Here is a 24133-nt window from a genome sequence, read left to right as displayed (position 1 = left end):
TCCCGACGGGCGCTAAACTAGGGGATGTATGCTTAATCAGGTTTTAACCCGGCAAAACATCCGCGACAGGCCCCGGCACCGCCAAGCTAGCACGCCGGGCGGCGGCTGCAACCGTATTGGCGAGCAACATGGCGATTGTCATCGGACCGACACCGCCCGGGACCGGAGTCACAAAACCTGCGGTTTCAATTGCTTGCTCAAAATCAACATCGCCCACGAGCCGACTCTTGCCGTTTTCGCCCTCGACGCGGTTGATGCCCACATCAATCACGCAAGCCCCCGGCTTGAGCCAGTCGCCCTTGACCATGTTCGGGCGTCCGACCGCAGCGACGATGATGTCCGCCTCCCGGCAAACCGCCGGAAGATCCTGCGTGCGCGAATGCGCCAGCGTCACCGTGCAGTTCTCCGCCAGGAACAGAAGCGCGGCGGGCTTGCCCACAAGAATCGAGCGCCCGATCACCACAACCGATTTCCCTGTCAGATCGCCCAGCGCCTGTTTCGCGAGAAACACGCTGCCGGACGGCGTGCAGGGCCGCATGCCCGGCGCGCCCAGTACAAGCGCGCCTGCGCTTTGGGCGGTCAGCCCGTCCACATCCTTGTCCGGGCGGATGGTCTGAACCACTTCGGTCTCATCAAGACCCTTGGGAAGCGGCAGCTGGACAAGGATGCCGTCCACGCCCTCATCCTCATTGAGTGCGCGCACCACAGTCAGCAGCTCGGCCTGGCTGATATCGGCAGGCAGGATGTGCTCGACCGAACGCATGCCCGCCGCCTCGGTCCGGCGCACCTTGTTGCGCACATAGACCTGGCTCGCGGGGTCCTCGCCCACCAGCACGACGGCAAGGCAGGGCGCACGGCCCAGCCGGGGTTCAAGCTGGCGCGCGCCGGCGGCGGCGGCGGCGTCAACAGCGGCGGCGGCGGCCTTGCCGTCAATCAGCTTGGCGGTCGCGCGGGAGGGCGTGATGATGTCGGTCATGAGCCGGGGTCATGGAGCAAGGCCGTGACCGCGTCAAGCAGCTGAATTGACTCCTCGGACCGCACCAGCAGGGTTTTTTCCCGCTGGGTCGCGCCTGCGATCACGCTGACCGTGGATTTGGGCACGCCCAGGGTCTTGGCGGTCAGGGCGCAGAGCTCGGTATTGGCCGCGCCCTTGTCCGGCGCCGCGCGCACTCTCGCCGCCAGACGGATGCGACCATCGGTCCCGGCGCGCGCGCCATCAAACCCGGCGCGGGACGCCCTGGGCTGGACCCTCACGAACAGGCGCAGGCCGTCCTTCACGGCTTGCGCAGGCGTTTGATCAGCCGAGTCGGGGGAAGATTTGTCCAAGGATCAGCCAGTTCCGAACGAACATGATCACCAGAAGAAGCACCAGCGGAGACAGGTCCAGCCCGCCAAGCGGCGGCAAGATGTTGCGGATCGGGCGCAAGAGAGGCTCGGTGATCGTGCCGGTGAGACGCCAGATGGTGCTGACAAGCTGATTATGCGGATTGACGACATTGAACGAGATCAGCCAGCTCAGGATCACCCCCACAAAGATGACGTAGACCAGCAATTGCAGCGGGATCAGGATGAACAGGTACACAAGGACCTGCGCCAGAGACATGTATTCCATGGGTATCAGCGCTCTCGTTCGGAATTCTCTTCACTGATGCTGGTCTAGCCCTCGCCGGGCCGGGCTGACAAGCAGCTTCGCTCAGACTCAGGGCGCAGCGGGAAGCGTCAGCACGAAACGCGCGCCGGCCTCATAGTCGGTATCGAGCCAGATACGTCCGCCCGCCGCCTCGATCACCTGCTTGCACAGGGCGAGGCCCAGACCTACCCCCTCCGCTGGCCCCGTGGACATGCGGAACAGCACATCAAAGATCATCTCGCTCTGGCGGGGATCGACGCCCGGCCCCTCATCCTCGACCGCGATCTCGACCCAGCCCTCTTCAACGCCCCGCGCATAGAGTCTCACAACTGGAACGTCCTTGGAGAATTTGAGCGCGTTATCAATGAGGTGAGTGATCACCAGAGTCACGAGCCGCTCGTCCGCCCAAACCGCCGGCATGGGCGCAACCTCGATCTGCGCGCCCTGACTTTCAATCTCGACCTTCATTTCGGACCGGATGGTCCGAATGACTTCCTGCAGGTCCAGACGCACGGGAACATGGTCGGCGCTGATCGCCCGCACATACTCCACCAGCGCGGTGGTCAGCTCCTGCATCCGGTCCACGGAGCCCGTCAGACGCTCCAGATAATCGCGTCCCGCCGGGCTCAGCGTCTCCGCCTCCTCGCGCGCGATCAGTCCGGCGAAAACGGAGATATGCCGCAAGGGCGCACGCAGATCATGAGACGCCGCCGTGGCGAATCGCTGAAGCCCCGCATGGGTGTTGTCGATCTTCTTCTGCAAGGCCTGATAGTCTTCGCGCTTGACCATGTTGACCGGGGTCAGGCGCCGCTCCTGCGCCATGGCGAGCATTTGCGGCAGCCAGTACCAGAGCAGGAGCGCCCCGCACAGACCGAAGGCGGCGCTTGTCAGATAGACCAGGCCGTCAATCCAGGGATGCGGCGCATTGACAGAGACAAGCCGCGCCAGATGGGCAATGGCCGCCAGTGAGGCCAGCACGGTGATCGAACGCACCATCTTCAGGCGGATCAGCGACTTGTTACACCGCATCTGCCAGATCAGCGTCCCGGCGATCAGGGCGTAGGCGCCTGCGATCAGCCCATGGGACAGCATCTGGAAGATCACGCTCTGCGCGCCATCTCCCAGACCATACAGATGGAGTTGCACTCCATCGGAAAGTCCTGACCCCTCACCCATGGCGCATGTTTTATAACGAAGCGCAGTTTACGCAAACGTCAATCATTGGTCGGTGGCGCCACCGCTTGACAAGCGCGAGCGCTGACCGTACCTCACGCATCCTCTGGAACGGGGCCGTAGCTCAGTTGGGAGAGCGCGTCGTTCGCAATGACGAGGTCAGGGGTTCGATTCCCCTCGGCTCCACCAGATTTCCTTCCCAACACCTTCAGGAAATGAAAACGCCGCCCGAAGGCGGCGCTTGCTGTGTCTGTTGTGTTGGGTTTCGCCCCTAGAAGCGACGCCCCAGCGCGAGGCCAAGGAAAAACTGATCCTCGCTGCCGCGCTCGGTGACGATCGGGCTGTCGGCGTAGTCGCCGACAAGGCGCGAATAGCCTCCAACGCCTGTCACCGACCAGGCCCGGGTGACGGAGACGTCCAGAATGGCTGTGAGGCCCACATCGCGCACGCCGCCTTCCGCCGTGTAGAGCGACAGGCCCGTGGCGGCCGCGTCCACGGCATCGACCGAGAACAGGGTATCCGCGTAATCATCGGAAAAGCCGCTGACCGAGGCGGAGAGCGCCGCGAACACGCCGCGGGAGATCATGACGCCGTAATCGGCGGACGCGCTCCAGGCGAGGCCATCGAAATTGCCCAGCGCATCCACGCCCAGATCCACGCCCAGCCCGAAACGATCACGGTCGGCCAACACGTTTTCCGCCAGCGTCACGCGCGCATAGCCGCCAGCGATGAGAGAGGAGTCCACGTCGCGCATACGATCGACGATCTCGTCCTCCACATCGTCACGGCCGCCCGACCAGCGCACATAGGCGCCCAGCTCCCACGGTCCGTTTTCATAAAGGCTGGCCGCCAGCCCCGGCCCCTGCGTGCGGAAGGACACGCCAGCGAGTTCAAACCGCGCCGCACCGAAGGGAATGACGCGATAATCATCCGACCCGGCATAGTCCGGCAGCATGGCCGCGCCGGCTGCGACATAATTTCGCGGCAGGGGGCTGGACTGGGAGCCTTCCGCCATCTGAGCCAGGGCGGCGCCGGGGGCGACACACGCGGCGATCATCAAACCTGTTGCTGCGAATAGAGATTTTTTCATTCCGTCCCCCTCAAGGCATCTGGCAGTCCAAGCTAGACCAGCCTCCCATCAGAACAAGCGGAGCCATACGATTTCTTTACCTCAAAAGGGTAAGAAGGCTTCATGAAAACCTTGCGTCACATACTCGGGCTCTGCGCCCTGTGCGGCCTTCTGGTCTCTGCGCCCGCCTACGCCCTTGGCGGCGGCGGCGGTGGAGGCGGCGGCGGAAGCGGCGGGCATGGCGCGCCCTCCGAACCCGCTCCCGAAGAATCCATGGGCCGGTCTCTGACCCATGCGACGAGCTATGTGCGCATGGAGCCTGTGCGCGCCTCGGTGCAAGCGGATTTCCGCATGCGGGGCCTGTTGCAGGTCGGCCTGGCGCTCGACGCGCCTCACAGCCGGACCCGGCAGGTGATCGCCGAACGCCAGATCTGGCTGCGCGACGCCTATTCCCAGGCCATGCTGCTGTATTCGGGCCGGATGTATCGCTGGGGCCAGATCCCGGACGCCGACGTGATCGCCCGCCTGTTGCAGGAAGAAACCGATCGCGTGATCGGCCCGGGTCAAGCGACGGTCGTGCTCGACACCGTCATCATTCACGCCACCTGACCTGACCGTCAGACTCTAGCCCTTGTTCAGGACCGCAGCGCGCTCCTCGATGAATTGCGCCAGCTCGAGATCGAGCTTGGTGACGCCATCCGCGTCATGGGTCGACAGCGTGATGTCCACCGTGTTGTAGACATTGAACCATTCCGGATGATGGTCCATCTGCTCGGCCTTCATCGCCACCTGGGTCATCAGGGCGAAGGCGCTCTTGAAGTCATCAAACTTGAAGACCTTGCGCACCGCATCGCGGTTCTCGACCGTCTCCCAGCCTGAAAGCTGATTGATCAGGGCTTGTGCGCCAATTTTGTCCGCCATCATGTCCTCCTGAGTTTCTGGCCTGCAAGCTGGCCGCAAACCGCTTGCGCTTCAAGGCCATCCCCCTGCGTTTACTAAAAATGAGGGGGTGCGGGTGTAGGGTTCAGGCTCTGATTGTAATCCACGGAGGCGGACATGACCCGCTATCTGGTGTCTGAAGAAAATCCGTCCGGCCGCAAGCTGGAAGACATCCTGCTCGAACTCCGCGCCGACGTGCTCCTGCGCTGCACCAAGATCTCTCATGATCTGCGTCCTGAAGCGCTGCATGTGCTGGCCAACAACGTCAAAGTGCTCGAGCATCTGACCGAGGCCATCGAGCTGGCCCAGGACAGCTCTCACCTGCTCAATCGCGCCTTCGGCCCCAGCCAGGCCGACAAGGGCGGCCCGCCGCGCATCGGCGAAGCCTAGACGCTCTCCCATTCCGAACGCACGTCCGGGCTGGCCTCTGCGCCGGCCCGTTTCGCCTTTTCAGCCTCAAACCGGACAGGATCGAGCTGCGCGAGCGCCCAGATCGCCGCGCCGCGCACGAGCTCTGACGGGTCATCCAGCAGGTCCGCGGCTTGGTCCGCCAGTGCTGGATTTTCGCTATTGCCCAGCGCAATCAACACATTCCGGACGAAGCGGTCCCGCCCGATCCGCTTGATGGGCGAGCCGCGAAAGAACTCCCGAAAGGCCGCGTCATCGAGCCTCGCCAGTTCCGAGAGCTTCGGTCCGGTCAACGCCTCACGCGGGTGAAACGCGGCTTCGGCGCTGGCTTGCGCAAACTTGTTCCAAGGACACACGGCCAGGCAGTCGTCACAGCCATAGATCCGGTTGCCCATGGGCTTGCGGAACTCGACCGGAATCGGGCCCTTGTTCTCGATGGTCAGATACGAGATGCAGCGCCGCGCATCGATCTGGTAAGGGGCCGGGAAGGCCTTTGTCGGACAGATATCCAGACACGCCCGGCACGAGCCGCAATGATCGGTTTCCGGCGTATCAGGCTCCAGCTCCGCTGCAGTCAGCATCACGCCCAGAAACAGCCAGCTGCCATGGCTGCGGCTGACGAGATTGGTGTGCTTGCCCTGCCAGCCCAGACCGGCTTTGTGCGCCAGCGGCTTTTCCATCAGCGGCGCGGTGTCGACAAACACTTTCACCTCGGCGCCGGTCTCGCGATGAAAGGCGCCCGCAAAGCGCTTCAAGCGCTTCTTGAGAACGTCGTGATAATCCTTGTTCTGGGCATAGACGCTGATCGCGGCTTCGTCGCGGCGCTCGAGGATCGCCAGCGGGTCGTGCTCGGGTCCGTAATCGAGGCCCACCACGACCGCCGATTTCGCATCCGGCCACATGGCCGTGGGATGGGATCGCCGATCCAGCGTGTCTTCCATCCACGCCATGTCGCCATGTCGCCCCTCGCCAACGAACTCTTTCAGCCGCGCGCCCGCCTCCCAGGGTTCGTCCGCGCGGGTGACGCGCACAACGGAGAAGCCGGCCTCCAGCGCCAGCGCCTTGACCCGCTCGGCCTGGGCTTCAGGCGCAGACATGGCTAGAAATCCAGATCCTGATAGCCGTCCACGGGCGGGCAGCCCGGCAGGCGGTCCGCCAGAATGGCGCGGAAGGACGGACGGCACTTGATGCGCTGATACCAGGCCTTGGCGGCGGGGAAGTCCTCCCAGGGCACATCCCCGAGATAATCAATGCAGGACAGGTGCGCCGCGGCGACGAGATCGGCCAGCGTAAAGCGCGGCCCGGCCAGACCGTCGCGCTGGTCCAGAAGCCCGCACATGTAATCAAGATGCCAGCGCAGCATGTCGCGCCCGATGCGGATCGCCTCCATATCCGGCGCGCCGAGCGACTGCACCCGCTTTTCGAGCTTTTCGTGCAGAAGGTAGGCGTTCACCTCGGCGGTGAACTTCACATCGAACCAGGCTGCAAGCCGCCGCGCCTCGGCGCGATCCGCCGGACCGCCGGGCAGAAGCGCTGGCTCGGGGTGGGTTTCCTCAAGATACTCCAGGATCGCGCGGGTCTCGCACAGGGCGGTGCGGCCCTTTTCGGTCTCTTCCACCAGAACCGGCGGCAAGCCGGTGGGATTGAGCGCGACAAGGTCGTCCGGCATATCCCAGAAGCGTTGGTACTCGACCTCGAAATCGAGCTTCTTCTCGGCAAGCGCGAGACGGACCTGTCGGGACCAGGGATCAAGGGGCCAATGGTGCAAGATACGCATGGCCCCACCCTAACCGTGTTCGGCGAACGGCTTAAGCCGGTTCATCTGCTGGACCTGCACTCGAGGCGCCGTCCTTGCCGAAATAGGCGTTGCCATGGGGCGCCGCCCGGCCCTTGGGATCGGGATGGATCAGCACATCCGCCGCCGGATAGGCCGCCATCACCCGCGCTTCCGCCGCCACCAGGATGGCGTGGGCCCGGGTCAGGGTGAGATCAGGATCGAGCTCCATATGCATCTGGATATGGATGAAGGGTCCGGAAGCGCGCGTGCGCAACTGATGCACGCCCAGAACCCGCGGATCATCCTCGGCGAGCGCAATGATCTGTTCGCGCTCCTCATCGGGCAATTCGCGATCCATCAGGGCGGAAATGGCGTCACGCCCCACGGTAAAGGCCGTCCAGAACAACCACAGCACCACGACGAAGCCCATGATCGGGTCGGCGCGTTCGATCCCCACCAGCGCCAGCACCAGACCGCCCACAACGACCATGTTCGAGCTGAGATCGGCGAAATAGTGCGCCCGGTCGCCCGTGACCGCCAGCGAGCCGGTCTGCTTGACCGCCCGGGTCTGCGCCCAGACCAGCCCCAGGGTCAGCGCGATGGAGAGCGCCATGACCGACAGGGCGATGGTGCCGGCCTCCAGCGGCTGGGGATTGGTGAAACGGTTCCAGGATTCGTGGATCAGATAGCCCGCCGACAGCGCCACCAGCAGAGCCTGCAGAAGGCTCGCCAGGGCTTCCGCCTTGCCATGCCCATAGCGATGCTCGGCGTCCGCCGGGCTGGAAGCGTAACGCACCGCGAAGAAGGTCGTCAGAGAGGCCACCAGATCCAGCGAGGAATCCGCCAGGGACGCCAGCATCGCGACCGAGCCGGACAGGATCCAGGCGACGAGCTTCGCCACGACCAGCGTCGCCGCCACCATCACCGAGAGCCGGGTGACCCGACCGGTGATCTTGCGGGCGTCTTCAGGGGCGAGCTTGCCCGGCCCGGCCTCCAGAGCGTCATGCGCCATGGCTGATTTCCATCATGTGTTGTCCAAACGGCATTGCCTCTTGGCGATCGCATCAATCGCGCGCACTCTGCCGCCGTACCAGCGGGGGGAAAGTGACGCCATGGGCCTTCTTCATCTCATTATTCTGGCGATCGTCCAAGGGATCACAGAGTTTCTCCCCATCTCATCCTCGGCGCATCTCATCCTCGCCCCGCAAGTGCTGGGGGATGCGGACCAGGGCCCGCTCATAGACGTCATGGCGCATCTGGGCACGCTCTTCGCTGTGCTGGTGTATTTCCGCGCTGATGTGGTCAATGTGGCGACCGGCAAGCTGGCCCTTCTGAAGGGACAGATCACGCCCGGCGGCAAGCTGGCGCTCCTGATCGCCGTCGCCACCCCGCCCGTACTGATCGCCGGCGGCGGACTCTACATTTCCGGCATGGCGGATGCGCTGCGTTCGCCGCTGGTGATCGCCTGGGCGACGCTGATCCTGGCGGTACCGCTCTGGCTGGCGGACCATTTCGGCAAGCAGACCGTGACCACCGAGACCCTCAGCTGGCGCGGGGCCTTTCTGATTGGTCTGGCGCAAATGGTCGCGCTCATCCCCGGCTCGTCGCGCTCGGGCGTCACCATGACCGCCGCCCGCGCGCTCGGCATGACCCGCAGCGAAGCGGCGCGTTTTTCCATGCTGATGGCCGTGCCGGTGATCGCCGCCTTCGGCCTGCTGGCGGTGATCGAGCTGGCGCGGGGGGCGGACACCGCCCATTCGCTGACCGACGGGCTGATCGTGGCGGCGCTGTCCTTTGTCGCCGCCCTCGCCTCGATCGCCGTGCTGATGCGCGTGGTGGACCGTCTGGGCTTCCTGCCCTTCGTGATCTACCGTCTGGGTCTGGCGGCGCTGCTGTTCTGGTGGGCGCTCTAGGCCCTAGCGCCCGCGACGGCGGCGGTCTCCGCCCATCACGTCCTCATCATCAAGGATGAACTGGCGCGGGCTGATGCGCACGCCGGTCTCGATCTCGGTCAGCTTCACTTCGGTGAGGCCGCCCATGGCGTCGACCGCATACCAGCCCGCCAGCGCCATGGTCTCGGGACCGGCGTCAGGGGTCGCGTCCTCAAAGACCAGCGTCAGCCGGCCCTGAACCTCTCCCTCCGGATCTTCCAGCGTCACGAACAGCCGCCCGTCATAGCGACCCGCATCCACCACAGCGCCAGACCCGGCGAGATCGAGATCGTCCTCGAGCAGGAAGCGCAGCGGCGTGGCGCCGATGGGCGCGCGATCAATCGTTTCCAGATCAAAGTCGGCGATCGCCACGGTCGACCCGTCCGCCACGACGAGCACCGGATTGGGATCGTCATAGTCAAAGCGCGCCCTGCCCGGACGATCGATCTCCAGAACGCCGGCGGTCTCGGAATTGTCCGCGGCGATCTGCTCGAACCGGGCGCGGAGCGTATCGAGCCCTTCCAGCCAGGCCTGGGCGCGATCGGCCCCGGCTTCAGGCGTGATCTGACCCGGCGCCGTCTCGACGGCTTGCGCTTCAGGCAGCGGCTCGGGCGCGGCCTGAACGGGCGCTTCGGATTGCTGGGCGCCGGAAATCAGCGTCAGCGCGGCGGAGAGGAGAAAAGCTGTCGTGTTCATGGGTCCTGTCTAGACCGGGATTTGGGCGTGAGAAAGGCCAAGTCATTCATCTTCGCGACAGACTTCAGCGGCCAGCGCTTGCCCTCCGAGAGCGGTTCGGGCTTGATGCCGCTCCCCTGTCCACGCGCCAGCCTCGTGAGTCCTCATGTCCATCGCCCAGTTGCTCGCCCATCATGATCCGGCCCTCACCACGTTCGAACTGGATGTGCCGGATCAGTGGAAACAGGGCCGCACCGTCTATGGCGGGCTGTCATCAGGCCTGTGTCTGCAGGCGGCCCTGCCCCATGCCAACGGACGCCCTCTGCGCAGCGCCATGATCAATTTCGTCGGTCCCAGCGCCGGCCTGCTGACAGTGGAAGCGGAAAAGCTGCGCGAGGGCCGCACCGCCTGCTCCGTGCGGGCGCGGTTGTCGGGCGAGGCCGGGATCGGCGTGGAGACGGTGTTCACCTTCGCGGGTGAACGGGAGTCCGCCTATCAGATGAACGCGCCGCGCATGCCCGAGCGCGCGACAGCGCCCGATGCGGGAACCGAGACGCTCACCTTTCCGGACGGCGCCCCGGTGTTCACCCGCAATTTCGAGTTCGTCTGGGCGGGCGGCGGCGTGCCCTTCACCCAGAGCGAGAAGCCGGTCATCCGGATGTGGGTGCGCCATGCCGATCCGGCGGCGCGAGACATGTCGATAGCGCTGCTGACGCTCGGCGACGCGCTCGCTCCGGCGCTGGCGCCGCTTCTGAGCGCGCCGACGCCCTTGTCCTCGATGACCTGGATGGTGGATTTCCTGACCGATGCGCCGCAGACCCGTGACGGCTGGTGGCTCCTGGAAAGCCGCGCCGACCATGTGCGCGGCGGTTTTTCGACCCAGGATATGACGATCTGGAACACCGACGGCGAATGCGTCGCCAAGGGCCGGCAGATGGTGACCGTCTTCGGCTAGAGGCCAAGCTGGCCAGAGCCGAACCCGCGCCCTATTTTGTCCGGCATGGAACGGCGTCGGCTCATAGAAACCTGGCCTGCAGACCATACCGCCCCCCCGCTTTCAGAGGGCGAGGCGCTGTTCATGGATGCGCAGGTCCGTCCCAATCGCTCTTTGCCCAATCCCGGTTTCATCGCCCTGATGATCGCCATGGGCGTGATCAGCTTTTCCGCCGGCATCGCGTTCATGGCCATGGGCGCCTGGCCGGTGATGGGCTTTTTCGGCCTCGACGTCCTCCTGATCTGGATCGGCTTCAAGCTCTCCTATCGGGACGGACGTCGCATGGAATCCATCAAGATCACCCGCGAGGAAATCCGCGTCATCCGCCGTTTCCCCACCGGCCATCTCATCCAGTTCGTCCTGCCCAGCGCCTGGACGCGCGTCATTGTCGAGGGTGAGGGCGAACCCGATGTCCAGACCCGCCTGACCGCCATGGGCAAGAGCCTGATTGTCGGCAGCTGGCTGTCGCCCCGAGAACGCGAGAGCCTCGCTGACGCCATCCGTGACGCCCTTGAGACCGCGCGCCGGGCGCGGGGTCCGCAATGGGCGCAAGAATCAGGTGGCGGGGCCTGACGGCGCGCGGCAGGGTGCGCTCATGACCGCTGACCTCGATACGCTCTCTCCGGCAGACCGGCTGAAAATCCGCGCCAGCGATTATGATCGCGTGGTCGCCGCGCTCGACTTCCTGTCCGAGCACTGGCGCGAGCAGCCTGATCTTGCGGCCGCGGCGAAAGCGGCGGGCCTGTCACCGCATCATTTCCAACGGGTCTTCACCCGCTGGACCGGCGCCAGCCCTAAAAAGCTTGTGCAGGCGCTGACCCACGCCAGCGCCCGCAAGCTGCTCGTGGACGGGGCGAGCGTGCTCGACGCCGCGCTGGAGACCGGCCTGTCCGGTCCCTCGCGCCTGCATGACATCTTCATCGCCGAGGAAGCGGCGACCCCTGGCGATGTGAAATCCGGCGGGTCCGGGCTCGATTTTCGCTATGGCTTCGCACCCTCCCCTTTCGGCGTTGCGGTGTTCGTGATCGCGCCGCGCGGACTGTCCGGGCTCGCCTTCTGCAGTCGCGGCGAGGAGGACGACGCCTTTCAGGACCTCGCCCGGCGCTTTCCTCAGGCGCAATATGCGCGTGATGATGCGCTCGCGTCCGACTGGGCCGGGCGAGTGTTTGATGCGGCGGCGGGCGAAGCCTCCGTGCCGCTGGCGCTCTACGGCGCGCCCTTCCGGCGTCAGGTCTGGCGGGCGCTGCTGACCATCCCTGCCGCCTGCACGGTCAGCTATGGCGATATCGCCGCAGCCGCGGGCAAGGCGGGCGCAGCCCGGGCCACCGGCGCGGCTGTGGGCGCGAACCCGATCAGCTGGCTGATCCCCTGTCACCGCGTGCTGGCGGCGGATGGCCGCCTGACCGGCTATCACTGGGGTCTCGATCGTAAGCGCGCAATGCTCGCCTATGAGGCCGCGACGGGTTAAAAGCCGTCTCATGTTCGATCTGTCTCTCTTCATTCTCGGGGGCGTCTTCGTCCTCTTCATCCTGGCCTGCCTCGTACGCTGGTGGGTGTCCGTGCGCGGCCTGACCGAGGAAGCGCACGCGGAATACCAGACCCGCAAGGCGGAAAAGCCCGGCACCATCAAGGGTGTGAGCGAAGCCGAATTCATCCGTTTGTATGTCTCCTGCTTCCAGCCGCGCTGGACGCTCTACGCCGCCGCATCCGCCGGCGCCGCCATCCTCATCAGCCCCGTCGCGCTGCTGGCGGTGCCCGCGCTCTATGATGTGATCTGGCGCATGAACGGCGCACCCGAATGGGGCGGACGCACGGGCTATGTCTTCATGTTCGCGCTGTTCTTCGGCGTGGTTTTCATCTGGGCGGCTTTCGCTGCGGTGATTGCGCGCCTACATCATCTGCGCGCCCCCGAACCCTTCAACCACGCTCTCGCCCGGGCCAGGGGCGAACCGATCGAAGACACGGGCTGGCGGCCGCGTCCCAAATGGGCGCGCAAGATCAAGATCGACTCCGCCCAAGCCGACACTGACAGCTGATCCTCTCACAAGGAGCGTTACATGCACTTCCTGCACACCATGGTGCGCGTCACCGATATCGACGCGTCGCTGAAATTCTATTGCGACGGCCTGGGCCTCAAAGAAGTGCGCCGCACCGACAATGAAGCCGGCCGCTTCACCCTGATCTTCCTCGCCAGCCGGGACGACATCGCCAAGTCGGGCGTCATCGGGGAATCGAAAATCCTGCCCAAGGGCGCGCCGATGATCGAGCTGACCTATAACTGGGACCCTGAAACCTATGCGTCGGGGCGCAATTTCGGTCACATCGCCTATGAAGTGAAAGACATCTACGCCCTGTGCGGCCGCCTCGCCTCCATGGGCTATGTCATTCACCGTCCCCCGCGGGATGGCCGCATGGCCTTTGTCAAAAGCCCCGACGGCATCTCGGTCGAGCTTTTGCAGGAGGGCGAGGCGCTCGAACCGTCAGAGCCCTGGGCCAGCATGGAAAACACCGGAAGCTGGTAAGATGTCCAACCCTCAAAGGCCCGCCCGCAAGGCGGGCCTTTTTGCTGGCCTCTTGACGGGAACAGATGTTCCGCTTATGTTCCTCCCTGTAAGGAGTGAACCATGGCGTATGCAACCAAATCTGCCGGATATGCCCGCAACGCTGGCAAGCGCTGGCGCGGCGAGGATGTGAAACTGCTCAAGGCCCTGGCCCGCCAGGGCGCCAGCCTGCGCCTGATCAGCCTGAAGCTCGGTCGCCCTGACAACGCCATCCGCGCCAAAGCGACCCATCTGGGCCTGACGCTCAAAGCCCCGGCTCCGGTCGTCGCGCCGCCGCCCAGCCGCACGCTGTCGCGCCTGCGCAGCCCGGCCCAGCGTCCCGATTTTGAAAGCCTGACGCGGCAGCCGGACCTGTTCGGTCACGCCTGACTTCAGGTAAAGCGGTTGAGCACCAGCTCCGCCGCCGCCGACCCGAACCAGGCCAGCACCGGAATGAAGCCGTATAGCGCCAGGCGCCGGGTCACTGGCGCCGAGATTGGCCAGACCGGCAGCTTCTCAAGCCAGTTTTCATAGGCGATCAGCTCTGACAGAGGCGCGCCGCCCGGCGCGCCTTTCAGGGCGGCGTCGCCGCTCGCAGTGATCTGTTCCCGCACCGACTGAAGCGCCGCATCGCGCACGGCCGAGCATTTGCGCACGACCGGCCCGATGGTGGAGGCGAACGCATAGCCCGATGCAATCAGCGCCAGCACCAGGGCGGTCGCCGAGATCGGAGCCGGCGTTGAATCCACAAAGAGCAGCAGGATGACCGCGGTCATCACCAGCCAGGCCAGAGCGCCGCGCAGGGCCAGACGGCCGAAGATCTGATTGCGCTCAAGATGTGCGAGATCGACCTGCAGATGGGTCTCCACAAGCTCCCGCATCTCGCGATCCTCATACCGGACCATATAGCCGCCGCGCGCCGCCAGTCCGAACACGACCGCATTCATGATCGCAAAGAAGGGCGAGATCGTGCTCCAGTATTCGGACCAGCTCAGATTGGGCGGATTGAGCAGCCAGAGATTGACCAGAACACCCCCCGCCGCGCCCGCCAGGAACGCCAGAAGCGAGCGCCAGGAATGCTTTCGCGACGGTCCTGTCGCCATCGCCTCGACCTGAAGGCGGCCTTTTTCATCCAGAACCGCTTTCAGTTGGGGCAAGGAGGCCTGCCATTGCCGCTGGGTGATCGCGGGCATGGTCGTGGCGACGCCGAAGATAAGACAGATCACCAGAGCCGCCCAGGCGGCGTTGTTGAAGCCGACGCTCCCATTGGTCTGTTCGATGATGGGCTGGCCCACCTCGACTGAATAGAGAAGATAGAGGGCGTAGAGCAGGGCGCTGATCAGAATGCCGGTCAGAACCGGCGGCAAGGGCGACAGGCGATGCAGCCTCACTTCCAGATAGGGGCTGCGAGGGTCATTGGTCTGTTCAGTCACCCAGTACGTCCTGCATGGTGTAGAGGCCCGGCGCCTTGCCCTTGATCCAGCGCGCCGCTTCCAGCGCGCCCTGGGCGAAGATAAACCGGTCATACGCCTTGTGGGAAATGCTGACTTCCTCGAACGCGGACAGGAAACGGGCTTCGTGCTCGCCAACCACGCCGCCGCCGCGAATGGCGCTGAACCCGATTGCGCCGACCGGTCGATGGCCGTCCTGACGCGGGCGTGAGAACTGGGCCACATCCTCGAGCTCAACGCCCCGCGCCCTGGCGGCGGCTTCGCCAAGGCTCAGCGCTGTTCCGGACGGAGAATCGGCCTTGCGTTTGTGATGGGCTTCCACGATCTCGAGATCGAAATGATCGTCCGCCAGCGCCCTGGCGGCTTGCGACACAAGGCGTTCGACGAGCGCAACGCCAAGCGAGAAATTGCTGGCCTGCAGGACCGGGATCGTTTCGGCTGCGTGCTCCAGGGCCGCCTGCTGATCCTTGTCGAGGCCGGTCACGCCGGTGACCAGCGCGCGATTGCCCATGGCGGCGAGGCGGGGCGCGATGGCGCTCGTCACCTTGGGCAAGGAGGCATCGATCAGGACATCCGCCTGATCCGCCGTCTGCTCGAGGGAAACGACGGTCTCGATTCCGAGAAAGCCCGCCGAGCAGAGCTCTCCGAGGTCAGCGCCCAGATTGGCCGAATCCGAACTGACCATTCCGCCCACCAGCGACAGGTCGCTGGCGCGGATGACCTCGGTGGCGATCGCCCGACCGAGCCGACCCGAAATGCCCGTAACGGCGATATGAATGCTGGATCCCGACATGACGCCCCTCACAACCTGACGCTTTGTCATCGCGCCTTTAGGTGAAAAAAGCGTAAGTCCCGCAGGCAAGACGCCCGTCAGGCGTCGGGGCGCTGGCCGTGCTCGTCATCCCCGCTGATATCATCCCAGAAGCGTTTGACCTTGTTGAAGAAGCCATCGCTCTCGGGATTGCAGCCCGCGCCGGAAATCTCGCAGAACTCGCGCAGGATCTCCTTCTGGCGCTCGGTCATCTTGCGCGGGGTCTCCACAAACAGCTCCACATACATGTCGCCGCGGGCGCCGCCGCCATTGAGCTTGACCATGCCCTTGTTGCGCAGGCGCATGCGTTCGCCGGTCTGCGCGCCTTCGGGGATGCGGATCTTGACCTTGCCGCCATCAATGGTCGGCGCGTCGATCTCCCCGCCCAGCGCCGCCGTCACCATGGAGACCGGCGCCCGGCAATACAGGTTCGGTCCATCGCGTTCAAACAGGTCATGATGGCCGACCGAGACGAAGATATAGAGATCGCCCTTGGGCCCGCCGCGCGCACCGGCTTCGCCTTCACCGGCCAGGCGGATGCGCATGCCGTCCTCGACCCCTGCCGGGATCTGCACGCGCAGATCGCGCGTCTTGCGCACCCGGCCCGCGCCATCGCATTCCTGACAGGGCGTTTCGACATAGGAGCCGCGCCCGCCGCAAGTCGGACAGGTCTGTTCCATGGTGAAGAAGCCCTGGGTGCGCCGGATACGACCTGCGCCCGCACAGGTTTCACACGTGGTCACGCCGGTGCCCGGCTCGGCGCCGTCGCCCTCACAGCGTTCACAGGTGACGGTGGTGGGCACGCGGATATTCGCGTCCTTGCCGTGATAGGCTTCCTCGAGGCTGATCTGCATGTCATAGCGCAGGTCCGAGCCTCGCGAGGGTCCGGACCGCCGTCCGCCGCCGCGACGCCCGCCGCCCATGCCGAAGGCGTCGCCAAACACCTGCTCGAAGATATCCGCAAAATCCGCCGCGCCCGCGCCGCCGCCGAACGGGTGGCCGCCGCCAGCGCCGCCCTGCTGGAAGGCTGCGTGACCCATCCGGTCATAGGCGGCGCGCTTGTCCGCATCTGACAGAATGGCGTAGGCCTCGCCGACTTCCTTGAACTTGGCTTCGGCTTCGGCGTCATCAGGGTTCTGGTCGGGATGGTATTTCATCGCCAGCTTGCGATAGGCGGACTTGATCGCCTTCGCGTCGGCATCCTTGGCGACGCCCAGAACCTCATAATAATCGCGTTTGCTCATGCGTGCGGTCCGGTCTTTGGAGTTTCAGCCTGAAGCAACACGGCCCCGCCCCTGATGCGGGACGGGGCCGCGCGCCTCGTCTGGTCAAGCGTTAGGCGCTTTTCTTGTCGTCGTCGTCGTCGCTCACCTCGGTGAACTCGGCGTCGACCACGCCTTCCTCGGCTTCGGAATCCGCTTTCGCAGCGGCTTCCCCGCCATCGGCCTGCTGGGCGGCATACATGGCCTCGCCCAGCTTCATGGCCGCCTGCATCAGGGCCTGGGTCTTCTGCTGGATCGCTTCAGGGTCTTCACCCTCCTTGACGCCTTCCAGCTCCTTGATCGCATCCTCGATCGCGGACTTGTCCTCGGCCGACACCTTGTCGCCGAACTCCTCGACCTGTTTCTGGGTCTGGTGGATCAGCGCTTCAGCATTGTTCTTCGCATCCACGAGCTCACGGCGCTTCTTGTCCGCGTCGGCGTTCGCCTCGGCGTCCTTGACCATTTGCTCGATATCGCTGTCGGACAGACCGCCAGAGGCCTGGATGCGGATCGCCTGTTCCTTGCCGGTGGCCTGGTCCTTGGCGGACACGTTCACAAGGCCGTTGGCGTCGATATCGAAGGTCACCTCGATCTGCGGCATGCCGCGCGGGGCCGGCGGAATGCCCACAAGGTCGAACTGACCCAGCAGCTTGTTGTCCGCCGCCATTTCGCGCTCGCCCTGGAAGACCCGGATCGTCACAGCGGTCTGATTGTCGTCCGCGGTGGAGAAGGTCTGGGACTTCTTGGTCGGGATGGTCGTGTTGCGGTCGATGAGACGGGTGAACACGCCGCCCAAGGTCTCGATGCCGAGGCTCAGCGGGGTCACGTCCAGCAGCAGCACGTCCTTCACATCGCCTTGCAGAACGCCGGCCTGGATGGCGGCGCCCATGGCGACCACTTCATCCGGGTTCACGCCCTTGTGCGGGTCGCGACCGAAGAAGCCTTTCACCGCTTCCTGGACCTTGGGCATGCGGGTCATGCCGCCCACCAGCACCACATCGTCGATTTCGGACGCCGAAATGCCCGCATCCTTGAGCGCGTTCTTGCACGGCTCGATGGTGCGCTTGATCAGGTCGTCCACCAGGCTTTCCAGCTTGGCGCGGGAGAGCTTCATGTTGAGGTGTTTCGGACCGGAGGCGTCGGCGGTGATGAAGGGCAGGTTCACTTCATAGGACGAGGCGGAAGACAGCTCTTTCTTGGCCTTCTCCGCTTCCTCTTTCAGACGCTGCAGGGCCAGCTTGTCCTGGCGCAGGTCGATCGAGGTTTCCTTTTTGAACTCGTCTGCGAGGTATTCGACGATACGCATGTCGAAATCTTCGCCGCCCAGGAAGGTATCGCCATTGGTGGCTTTCACTTCAAAGACGCCATCGCCGATTTCCAGCACGGACACGTCGAAGGTGCCGCCGCCGAGGTCGTAGACGACGATGGTGCGGTTATCGCCCTTGTCGAGGCCGTATGCGAGCGCAGCCGCGGTCGGCTCGTTGATGATGCGCAGAACTTCCAGACCCGCGATCTTGCCCGCATCCTTGGTCGCCTGGCGCTGGGCGTCATTGAAATAGGCCGGCACGGTGATGACGGCTTTTTCAACTTTCGAACCCAGATAGCTCTCGGCGGTTTCCTTCATTTTCTGAAGGATGAAGGCGGAAATCTCGCTCGGCGCGTACTTCTTGTCGCGGCCTTGCACCCAGGCGTCGCCATTGGGGCCCTCGGTGATGGTGTAGGGCACCATGTCCACGTCTTTCTTCACGGTCGGATCGCTCATGGTCCGGCCGATCAGGCGCTTGATGGCGAAAAAGGTGTGGTCCGGGTTGGTCACGGCCTGGCGCTTGGCGGGCTGGCCGATCAGGCGCTCGCCGTCTTCCGTGAAGGCGACCACGGACGGGGTGGTCCGCATGCCCTCTGCGTTCTCGATCACTTTCGCCTGGTCACCGTCCATGACGGCGACGCAGGAGTTGGTGGTCCCAAGGTCGATCCCGATAACTTTGCTCATCGCGTGCGTCTCTCCTGTTTAGCGGCGGGGCGGGGCGGTGGTGAGAAGCCCGAAGCGCTTCCCTCTCGCCGGGAGCCGCCCCCCTATTGGCTCGCGTTCAAAATTTCAACAATTTGGTCTTCAAGCGACTGCTCTCGGACCCATTCGATCGTCTTCACTTTCACGACTTTGTGAAAAGCCATGCGTGTCATGGGGCGATTTAGGAAGGCGGGTGCGGGGACGCAAGGGCTGCTTACGCATTCAGGCGGTTATGCCGCCATATCCGGTGCAGTGAGAGCGCAACGCCGAGTATGAAGGGCGGCGTGAAGATGATCGGCGTACGGCGCGCCACGGCTTCAGGCAGAAACAACAGGTCGCGCACCCATATGTCATCAGGCGCGTCCGACAGGGCGCGAGCCCAGCTCTGGAAAATGCAATCGCCGTCATTGAGAAGCAGGCCCAGGCCAATCAGCACGGGAAAACCGATGAAGACCGGCAAGGCGCGACGCCCCTGGCCGGTCAGCGCAAACCGCCAGGCTCCGAGGATGCAGAGCACCGCCAGGGCATAGATCAGGGAATGCGCGACCTGCAGGACCAGAAGCATGGCGAGACCTAACGGCTCTCCACCTGCGGATAGGGCATGATCTCGTCCAGCGGCCGGGTGCGGCCGTCCGCCTCGACGATGCGGACATGCTTGCGCTTGAGGGCGCGCGGTTCGGGCACGCCGCAGGAATGGGCGATCATCTCCACATCCTTGATCATGGCCTTGGCGTATTCCGCGGCCTTCACCGACTTTTCTTTGGGCTGGAGCCCGCGCTGGAGCGATTTCTTGTGGGTGGTGACGCCCGTCGGGCAGGTGTTCTTGTCGCATTTGAGCGACTGGATGCAGCCGATCGAGAACATGAAGCCGCGCGCGGACACGACCGCATCGGCGCCCACCGCCAGCGCCCAGGCGACGCCGGCCGGGGTGATCATCTTGCCCGAGACAATCAGGCGGATGCGGTCCTTGAGCCCCTTGCGGATCAGGATGTCGCATACGAGCGGCAAGGCTTCGCGCACGGTCAGGCCCACATTGTCCATCAACGGCATGGGCGCAGCCCCGGTGCCGCCATCCGCGGAATCGATCGTGATGAAATCGGGCGCGCTCTCGATGCCGCGTTCCCAGATCTCGTCGCACAGCTCCTCCAGCCAGCCATAGGCGCCGATCACCGTCTTGATGCCGGCAGGCTTGCCGGTGACGCTGCGCACATGGGCGATAAAGTCCAGCAAGGAGCCATTGTCGAAGATTTCAGGATGGCGGTTGGGCGAAATGGAATCCTGCCCCTGTTCGATGCCGCGGATTTTCGCGATCTCCCGGGTCACCTTCTCGCCGGGCAACAGGCCGCCCTTGCCCGGCTTGGCGCCCTGGGCGAGCTTGACCTCGAACATGCGCACCTGCTCGTGAGCGGCGATCTCGCGCAGCTTGTCATCCGACATCAGGCCCGCCTTGTCGCGCACGCCGTACTTGGCCGTGCCGATCTGGAAGACGATGTCCCCGCCCCCTTCCAGATGCATCGGGCTCAGCCCGCCCTCGCCGGTATTCATCCAGATTCCCGCCTTCGCCGCGCCCAGCGACAGCGCCCGCACGGCGGGTTTTGAGAGAGCGCCATAACTCATTCCGGAAATATTGAAGACCGAGCGGGCGTGATACGGCTTTTCGCAATAGGGGCCGAACTCGCACGGCTGGGTCTCGGCCACATCCTGTTCCAGCACCGGATAGGCGCAATTGACGAACAGCACTGTTCCGGGCGGGGTCAGAAGCTTGGTCGACCCGAAGGGTATGATGTTGCCCGTGCCCCTGGACATGCGCGCCACGGCTTCACGCTCGGCGCGGTTGAAGGGCATTTCCTCGCGATCCAGGGCGAACATGTAGGCGCGGAAGAACTCGCCGAGCTTGATGAAGAGCGACCGGAACCGCCCGACGACCGGATAATTGCGGCGCACCGCATCGGCGGTCTGGGTGCGGTCAGCCAGCCATATGAGGACAATCAGGGCGGCAAAGAGCCCCACCAGCAGGATGAAGAGCTGCGCCATCACCCCCAGAACATCAAGCGCCCAGGACGGAACCATATCTAATCCCCTATAGTTGCGGTCGTGAGCCTATCGGGTTCAACGATAATGCTGAACCATGCTGGCGGCTATGTGAAAGCGTGTGATGACTCCATGATCGAAACGGCGGACGGCTTCAGACTGCTCAGCGGTCATTTTGACCGGCAGGCGCAATCGCGTCTCGCCGCCGAGGTGCTGGACCGGGTCGCGCGATCGCCATTGTATCAGCCCGCCATGCCGCGCACCGGCAAACCGCTGAGCGTGCAGATGACCAATCTCGGTCCGCTGGGCTGGATGACCGACAAGGTCGGCGGATACCGCTATCAGGAACACCATCCTGTGACAGGCGCGCCCTGGCCCGACATGCCCGAGGCGCTTCTCAAGCTGTGGCGTGAGGTGTCGGGCTGGCCCGATCCGCCCCAGGCCTGCCTTGTGAACTGGTACGGGCCGGACGCCCGGATGGGTCTTCATGTGGATGCCGATGAGGATGCGCAGGACGCGCCCGTCGTTTCGGTGTCCCTGGGCGACAGCGCGCGTTTCCGGCTCGGCGGTCCGGATCGCAAGGGTCCGACGCGCTCTGTGCGCCTCAATTCAGGCGATGTGGTCGTGCTGGGCGGCCGGAGCCGCCGGTTTCACCATGGCGTGGACCGGATCTTCGCCGGCAGCTCGACGCTGCTGCCTGAAGACTGGCGTCCGGGACGATTGAACCTGACTCTCAGACGGGTCCGGAACTAAATTTTCAAAGTTTCACGCTGTGGCCTTTTTTCCGCCTCGGTCTGAAACAAACTTCGGTGTTAAGCGTTTTTGCTGTGAGGCGCGCCAAAGCGTCATCAAGGGAGACTGGGTATGAAAAAGATTCTGATCACCATGATCGCCGCTGCGCCGCTGGCTCTGAGCGCCTGCGCCACCAACCAGGGCGTCCAGGGCGCCGGGATCGGCGCCGGCGTTGGCGCCGTCGCCGGCGCTGTCATCGGTAACAATGTGGGCTCGGGCAACGCCGAGACCGGCGCGCTGATCGGCGCGGGCGTCGGCGCCGCCGCCGGCGCAGCCTATGGCTGCTCGCGTCCGGGCGGTTGCGGCCATAACGCCAATAATCCGAACCATTCTGAACTGGTCTATGACCAGTATTCCAACCGGTACTACTATACTGATTACCGGACTGGCGCGACATTCTGGCAGAATGGCGAGCCGCGCACCCGCGCGCCGCGTCGCTAGGCCTGCGCCAAATCCAGAGAGAAAAGGGCGGCTCGATGAGCCGCCCTTTTTGTCATGCGGCCCGGCCGGGCAATCCCCGTGGCCGGAAAACACAGTTCGTCTGGATTACAATCTTCTCATGAAATGAGTTTCACTTGCACTCACAGGCTGTGCTCCTAGCGTCCTCCCCGATCATTCATTCCGGGGGACGCCATGTATTCAAATATTCTGACCAGTCTGGCTCTGCTGGTCGCCACACCGTCTGCGTCACCTCCGCCTGAACTGGCGAACGCCTTGAGGTCCGAGATCGAGGCCATGCGGCGGTCTTATGACGTTTCCGGGCTCGCGGTCAGCGTGGTCGAGGACGATCATGTCATCCTGTCTGAAGGCTTCGGGCGTTTTGAGGACGGCCCCGCAACCGAGGACTCCCGATGCGGACTGTTTTCCGCCACCAAGGCCCTGTCCGCTTTCACCCTCGCCTCGCTCGTAGAAGATGGCGCGATTGATCTGGATGCGCCTCTGGGCGAGCTGCTTGAGGAGAGCCCCGACATCTGGCGCGGTATCCCGCTCTGGCGGCTGTACAATCACACCAGCGGTCTCGCCATGATCGTCAACCGGGAGGCTTTCGGCGACATTGTCGAGGACCCCGAAGCGGGCAATGCCGAAATCTACGAGATTGTCCGGGACCTGCCGCTCGATTTCGAGCCGGGCGCCCACTCCCGGTACCAGCAAAGCGGTTATGCGGTGGCTGAAATGATCGCCGAAGCACGCCTGGGTCTGACCTGGCCGGTGCTGATGGATCAGCATCTGACCGGTCCGGCCGGGGCCACGCACACCGTTCAGGAGGCGCTGGCGAGCGGCGCCAAATCGGTCCCCATGATCAGCTCGGCGGGCGGTTATCTGACGACCGCGTCCGATATGGCGCGCATCTTTCAGGCCCTGAACGCTGGCGATATCGCAGAGCGCGCCTTTCTGGCCGATCTGCTGTCGGATCCGCGCTACGTCCAGGACGGATACGGGCTCGGCGTTATTCTTCAGGATGTCGCCGGCGAGCGGACCGTCGGGCATCGCGGCGGCGGCGCTCGGGCCAATCTGCGCTACGCCCCCGATGCAGGCCTTGGCGTGATGGCCTGCACGGATCAGGTCGGCAATCGCGAACTGACCATTCATGTGGCCGACATGGTAATGCGCGCGCTTCTGACAGGGCAGGCGCCGCGCCCCCATATCGCCAGCCTGCTCTATGACTCAGAGGACCGCTCGGCGCAGGTCCTGGTCAGCCTGTTCGAGCAGGAGTGGCATGATCCCGATACCCGCTATGGCTTTGACGGGGCCGAAGCCGTCATCAACGCGATGGGTTATGACCGACTGGAAGCAGCTCCGGACGAGGCGCGGACGCTCTTCGCCCTGAATGCCAGCACTTATCCGGACTCGGCGAATGTCTGGGATTCGCTGGCCGATGCGCAACTGGCGCTTGGCGAAGACGCCGCCGCGCTTGTGAGCATGCAGCGCGCGCTCAGCCTGCAGCCCGGAAATCCGTATTTCCAGGGCCGCGTCGCCGAACACGCGCCGGATTAAGGCTCTGCCTAGGCGCTGACGTCCACGCCGCCGCCGGTTTCACCGCCGCTTTCGGGCGGGGCGGCAGGGCCGGCGCTGACCACGACCATGGCGGCGCGCAGGGTGCGATCGCCGATCTTGTAGCCCGGCTGCATCACATGCGCGATCGCGCCCTTGGGCTGATCCGCCGGGATCTGTGCGGCGGCCTGGTGCAGGTTCGGATCAAGCGGATCGCCGGGGGCGGGCTCGACCTTCTTCACGCCATGACGCTCCAGCGTGGAATGCAGACGACGCTCGGTCATCTCCACGCCCTCCAGCAGCGTCTGGAGCGCCTCGCCGGCCTGGGCCTTGGCCTCATCGCTGATCGAGGACAGGGCGCGTGACAGATTGTCGGCCACGTCCAGCATGTCGCGGGCGAAGCCGCTGACGGCGTAGGCGCGCGTGTCCTTCACCTCGCGCTCGGCGCGCTTCTTGGTGTTTTCCATCTCCGCCAGCGCGCGCAGCAGCTGATCTCGCAGCTTGGCGGCTTCTGCAGCCGGGTCCGCCTCGTCGCTCGCGGGCGCGTCTTGTTCAACCTCGGCGGCCTGGGCCTCCTCGGCGTTGAGGTCAGCGTCTTCGGTTTCGGGGGTCTGGTTTTCGTTGCTCATGCGTGCGGTCATTCAAGGCTA

Annotated in this window: 29 protein-coding genes and 1 tRNA gene; 13 read left to right on the top strand and 17 right to left on the bottom strand. The window is 64.6% G+C overall.

Annotated elements, in window-relative coordinates; all coding sequences use genetic code 11:
• Nucleotides 1–43: 43 nt before the first annotated feature.
• The 4 genes from folD to OA2633_RS10455 form a co-directional block, all read right to left on the bottom strand.
• Entirely contained in the window at nucleotides 44–976 is a 933-nt protein-coding gene (gene folD, locus OA2633_RS10470; protein WP_009802520.1) for a bifunctional methylenetetrahydrofolate dehydrogenase/methenyltetrahydrofolate cyclohydrolase FolD, read from the bottom strand.
• Nucleotides 973–1278, bottom strand: a complete 306-nt coding sequence (locus OA2633_RS10465; RefSeq protein WP_009802519.1) for a DUF167 family protein — start codon at nucleotides 1276–1278, stop codon at nucleotides 973–975. Before OA2633_RS10465 ends, folD begins: the two co-directional genes overlap by 4 nt.
• A gap of 19 nt (nucleotides 1279–1297) precedes the next feature.
• Nucleotides 1298–1612: a YggT family protein gene (locus OA2633_RS10460; protein WP_009802518.1), complete on the bottom strand. Its 315-nt coding sequence runs from the start codon at nucleotides 1610–1612 to the stop codon at nucleotides 1298–1300.
• Nucleotides 1613–1699: 87 nt separating this feature from the next.
• Nucleotides 1700–2776, bottom strand: a complete 1077-nt coding sequence (locus tag OA2633_RS10455; RefSeq protein WP_040612626.1) for an ATP-binding protein — start codon at nucleotides 2774–2776, stop codon at nucleotides 1700–1702.
• 140 nt (nucleotides 2777–2916) lie between these two features.
• On the opposite strand from OA2633_RS10455, the gene OA2633_RS10450 reads away from it, so the two are divergent.
• Nucleotides 2917–2992: transfer RNA gene (locus OA2633_RS10450), tRNA-Ala, on the top strand.
• A gap of 82 nt (nucleotides 2993–3074) precedes the next feature.
• Here OA2633_RS10450 and OA2633_RS10445 read toward each other — a convergent pair.
• Complete coding sequence (locus OA2633_RS10445) at nucleotides 3075–3893, bottom strand: MipA/OmpV family protein (RefSeq protein ID WP_083783257.1); 819 nt, start codon at nucleotides 3891–3893, stop codon at nucleotides 3075–3077.
• Nucleotides 3894–3995: 102 nt separating this feature from the next.
• Between OA2633_RS10445 and OA2633_RS10440 the strand changes: the two genes are divergently transcribed.
• On the top strand, nucleotides 3996–4481 hold the full coding sequence (locus OA2633_RS10440; RefSeq protein WP_009802515.1) for a hypothetical protein: 486 nt from the start codon (nucleotides 3996–3998) through the stop codon (nucleotides 4479–4481).
• A 15-nt stretch (nucleotides 4482–4496) separates the two neighbouring features.
• Here the strand turns inward: OA2633_RS10440 and OA2633_RS10435 are convergent, their stop codons facing one another.
• On the bottom strand, nucleotides 4497–4796 hold the full coding sequence (locus tag OA2633_RS10435) for a 4a-hydroxytetrahydrobiopterin dehydratase (RefSeq protein WP_009802514.1): 300 nt from the start codon (nucleotides 4794–4796) through the stop codon (nucleotides 4497–4499).
• Between the two features lie 132 nt (nucleotides 4797–4928).
• Here OA2633_RS10435 and OA2633_RS10430 point away from each other — a divergent pair, with 132 nt between their 5' ends.
• Nucleotides 4929–5201, top strand: a complete 273-nt coding sequence (locus tag OA2633_RS10430; protein WP_009802513.1) for a hypothetical protein — start codon at nucleotides 4929–4931, stop codon at nucleotides 5199–5201.
• Here the strand turns inward: OA2633_RS10430 and queG are convergent.
• Genes queG through OA2633_RS10415 form a run of 3 tightly spaced genes read right to left on the bottom strand, consistent with a single transcriptional unit; the run spans nucleotide 5198 to nucleotide 8008 of the window.
• Nucleotides 5198–6316, bottom strand: a complete 1119-nt coding sequence (gene queG / locus OA2633_RS10425) for a tRNA epoxyqueuosine(34) reductase QueG (protein WP_009802512.1) — start codon at nucleotides 6314–6316, stop codon at nucleotides 5198–5200. The genes OA2633_RS10430 and queG overlap by 4 nt on opposite strands.
• 2 nt (nucleotides 6317–6318) lie before the next feature.
• A complete protein-coding gene (locus OA2633_RS10420; RefSeq protein WP_009802511.1) occupies nucleotides 6319–6996 on the bottom strand; it encodes a glutathione S-transferase family protein in 678 nt (225 codons plus the stop codon).
• Nucleotides 6997–7027: 31 nt separating this feature from the next.
• Nucleotides 7028–8008, bottom strand: coding sequence for a cation diffusion facilitator family transporter (locus OA2633_RS10415; protein ID WP_009802510.1), 981 nt, complete (start codon nucleotides 8006–8008; stop codon nucleotides 7028–7030).
• Between the two features lie 100 nt (nucleotides 8009–8108).
• Here OA2633_RS10415 and OA2633_RS10410 point away from each other — a divergent pair, with 100 nt between their 5' ends.
• The gene (locus OA2633_RS10410) at nucleotides 8109–8909 is read left to right on the top strand and encodes an undecaprenyl-diphosphate phosphatase (RefSeq protein WP_040612625.1); all 801 of its coding nucleotides are present in this window, start codon (nucleotides 8109–8111) and stop codon (nucleotides 8907–8909) included.
• Nucleotides 8910–8912: 3 nt separating this feature from the next.
• Here OA2633_RS10410 and OA2633_RS15460 read toward each other — a convergent pair whose 3' ends face one another.
• Complete coding sequence (locus tag OA2633_RS15460; RefSeq protein ID WP_009802508.1) at nucleotides 8913–9623, bottom strand: outer-membrane lipoprotein carrier protein LolA; 711 nt, start codon at nucleotides 9621–9623, stop codon at nucleotides 8913–8915.
• Between the two features lie 145 nt (nucleotides 9624–9768).
• On the opposite strand from OA2633_RS15460, the gene OA2633_RS10400 reads away from it, so the two are divergent.
• From OA2633_RS10400 to OA2633_RS16305, 6 genes are all read left to right on the top strand, one after another.
• Complete coding sequence (locus tag OA2633_RS10400; RefSeq protein ID WP_009802507.1) at nucleotides 9769–10557, top strand: thioesterase family protein; 789 nt, start codon at nucleotides 9769–9771, stop codon at nucleotides 10555–10557.
• Between the two features lie 123 nt (nucleotides 10558–10680).
• The gene (locus OA2633_RS10395) at nucleotides 10681–11169 is read left to right on the top strand and encodes a DUF2244 domain-containing protein (RefSeq protein ID WP_241760705.1); all 489 of its coding nucleotides are present in this window, start codon (nucleotides 10681–10683) and stop codon (nucleotides 11167–11169) included.
• A 22-nt stretch (nucleotides 11170–11191) separates the two neighbouring features.
• Nucleotides 11192–12064: a methylated-DNA--[protein]-cysteine S-methyltransferase gene (locus OA2633_RS10390; RefSeq protein WP_040613471.1), complete on the top strand. Its 873-nt coding sequence runs from the start codon at nucleotides 11192–11194 to the stop codon at nucleotides 12062–12064.
• A gap of 10 nt (nucleotides 12065–12074) precedes the next feature.
• The gene (locus OA2633_RS10385) at nucleotides 12075–12632 is read left to right on the top strand and encodes a hypothetical protein (RefSeq protein WP_009802504.1); all 558 of its coding nucleotides are present in this window, start codon (nucleotides 12075–12077) and stop codon (nucleotides 12630–12632) included.
• Between the two features lie 21 nt (nucleotides 12633–12653).
• Complete coding sequence (locus OA2633_RS10380) at nucleotides 12654–13118, top strand: lactoylglutathione lyase (protein WP_009802503.1); 465 nt, start codon at nucleotides 12654–12656, stop codon at nucleotides 13116–13118.
• Between the two features lie 102 nt (nucleotides 13119–13220).
• On the top strand, nucleotides 13221–13526 hold the full coding sequence (locus tag OA2633_RS16305) for a hypothetical protein (protein WP_009802502.1): 306 nt from the start codon (nucleotides 13221–13223) through the stop codon (nucleotides 13524–13526).
• Nucleotides 13527–13528: 2 nt separating this feature from the next.
• Here OA2633_RS16305 and OA2633_RS10370 read toward each other — a convergent pair whose 3' ends face one another.
• The 6 genes from OA2633_RS10370 to OA2633_RS10345 form a co-directional block, all read right to left on the bottom strand.
• Entirely contained in the window at nucleotides 13529–14569 is a 1041-nt protein-coding gene (locus tag OA2633_RS10370) for a hypothetical protein (RefSeq protein WP_009802501.1), read from the bottom strand.
• On the bottom strand, nucleotides 14562–15380 hold the full coding sequence (dapB, locus tag OA2633_RS10365; RefSeq protein WP_009802500.1) for a 4-hydroxy-tetrahydrodipicolinate reductase: 819 nt from the start codon (nucleotides 15378–15380) through the stop codon (nucleotides 14562–14564). The genes OA2633_RS10370 and dapB overlap by 8 nt, the downstream gene beginning before the upstream one ends.
• A gap of 77 nt (nucleotides 15381–15457) precedes the next feature.
• Nucleotides 15458–16642: a molecular chaperone DnaJ gene (gene dnaJ, locus OA2633_RS10360; RefSeq protein ID WP_009802499.1), complete on the bottom strand. Its 1185-nt coding sequence runs from the start codon at nucleotides 16640–16642 to the stop codon at nucleotides 15458–15460.
• Between the two features lie 91 nt (nucleotides 16643–16733).
• Complete coding sequence (gene dnaK / locus OA2633_RS10355) at nucleotides 16734–18650, bottom strand: molecular chaperone DnaK (protein WP_009802498.1); 1917 nt, start codon at nucleotides 18648–18650, stop codon at nucleotides 16734–16736.
• 232 nt (nucleotides 18651–18882) lie between these two features.
• Nucleotides 18883–19233: a hypothetical protein gene (locus OA2633_RS10350; protein ID WP_009802496.1), complete on the bottom strand. Its 351-nt coding sequence runs from the start codon at nucleotides 19231–19233 to the stop codon at nucleotides 18883–18885.
• Between the two features lie 8 nt (nucleotides 19234–19241).
• On the bottom strand, nucleotides 19242–20738 hold the full coding sequence (locus OA2633_RS10345) for an FMN-binding glutamate synthase family protein (RefSeq protein WP_009802495.1): 1497 nt from the start codon (nucleotides 20736–20738) through the stop codon (nucleotides 19242–19244).
• A 48-nt stretch (nucleotides 20739–20786) separates the two neighbouring features.
• Between OA2633_RS10345 and OA2633_RS10340 the strand changes: the two genes are divergently transcribed.
• The 3 genes from OA2633_RS10340 to OA2633_RS10330 all read left to right on the top strand — a co-directional run bounded on the left by OA2633_RS10340 (nucleotide 20787) and on the right by OA2633_RS10330 (nucleotide 23486).
• Complete coding sequence (locus tag OA2633_RS10340) at nucleotides 20787–21452, top strand: alpha-ketoglutarate-dependent dioxygenase AlkB (protein WP_009802494.1); 666 nt, start codon at nucleotides 20787–20789, stop codon at nucleotides 21450–21452.
• 111 nt (nucleotides 21453–21563) lie between these two features.
• Entirely contained in the window at nucleotides 21564–21932 is a 369-nt protein-coding gene (locus OA2633_RS10335; protein WP_009802493.1) for a YMGG-like glycine zipper-containing protein, read from the top strand.
• Nucleotides 21933–22124: 192 nt separating this feature from the next.
• Nucleotides 22125–23486, top strand: coding sequence for a serine hydrolase domain-containing protein (locus tag OA2633_RS10330; protein WP_009802492.1), 1362 nt, complete (start codon nucleotides 22125–22127; stop codon nucleotides 23484–23486).
• Nucleotides 23487–23494: 8 nt separating this feature from the next.
• On the opposite strand, the gene grpE is transcribed toward OA2633_RS10330, so the two are convergent.
• On the bottom strand, nucleotides 23495–24112 hold the full coding sequence (grpE, locus tag OA2633_RS10325) for a nucleotide exchange factor GrpE (protein WP_009802491.1): 618 nt from the start codon (nucleotides 24110–24112) through the stop codon (nucleotides 23495–23497).
• Nucleotides 24113–24133: the final 21 nt, after the last annotated feature.

Origin of the sequence: Oceanicaulis sp. HTCC2633 (assembly GCF_000152745.1) — a bacterium.
GTDB lineage: Bacteria > Pseudomonadota > Alphaproteobacteria > Caulobacterales > Maricaulaceae > Oceanicaulis.
This window is presented reverse-complemented; position numbering and strand designations above follow the sequence as displayed.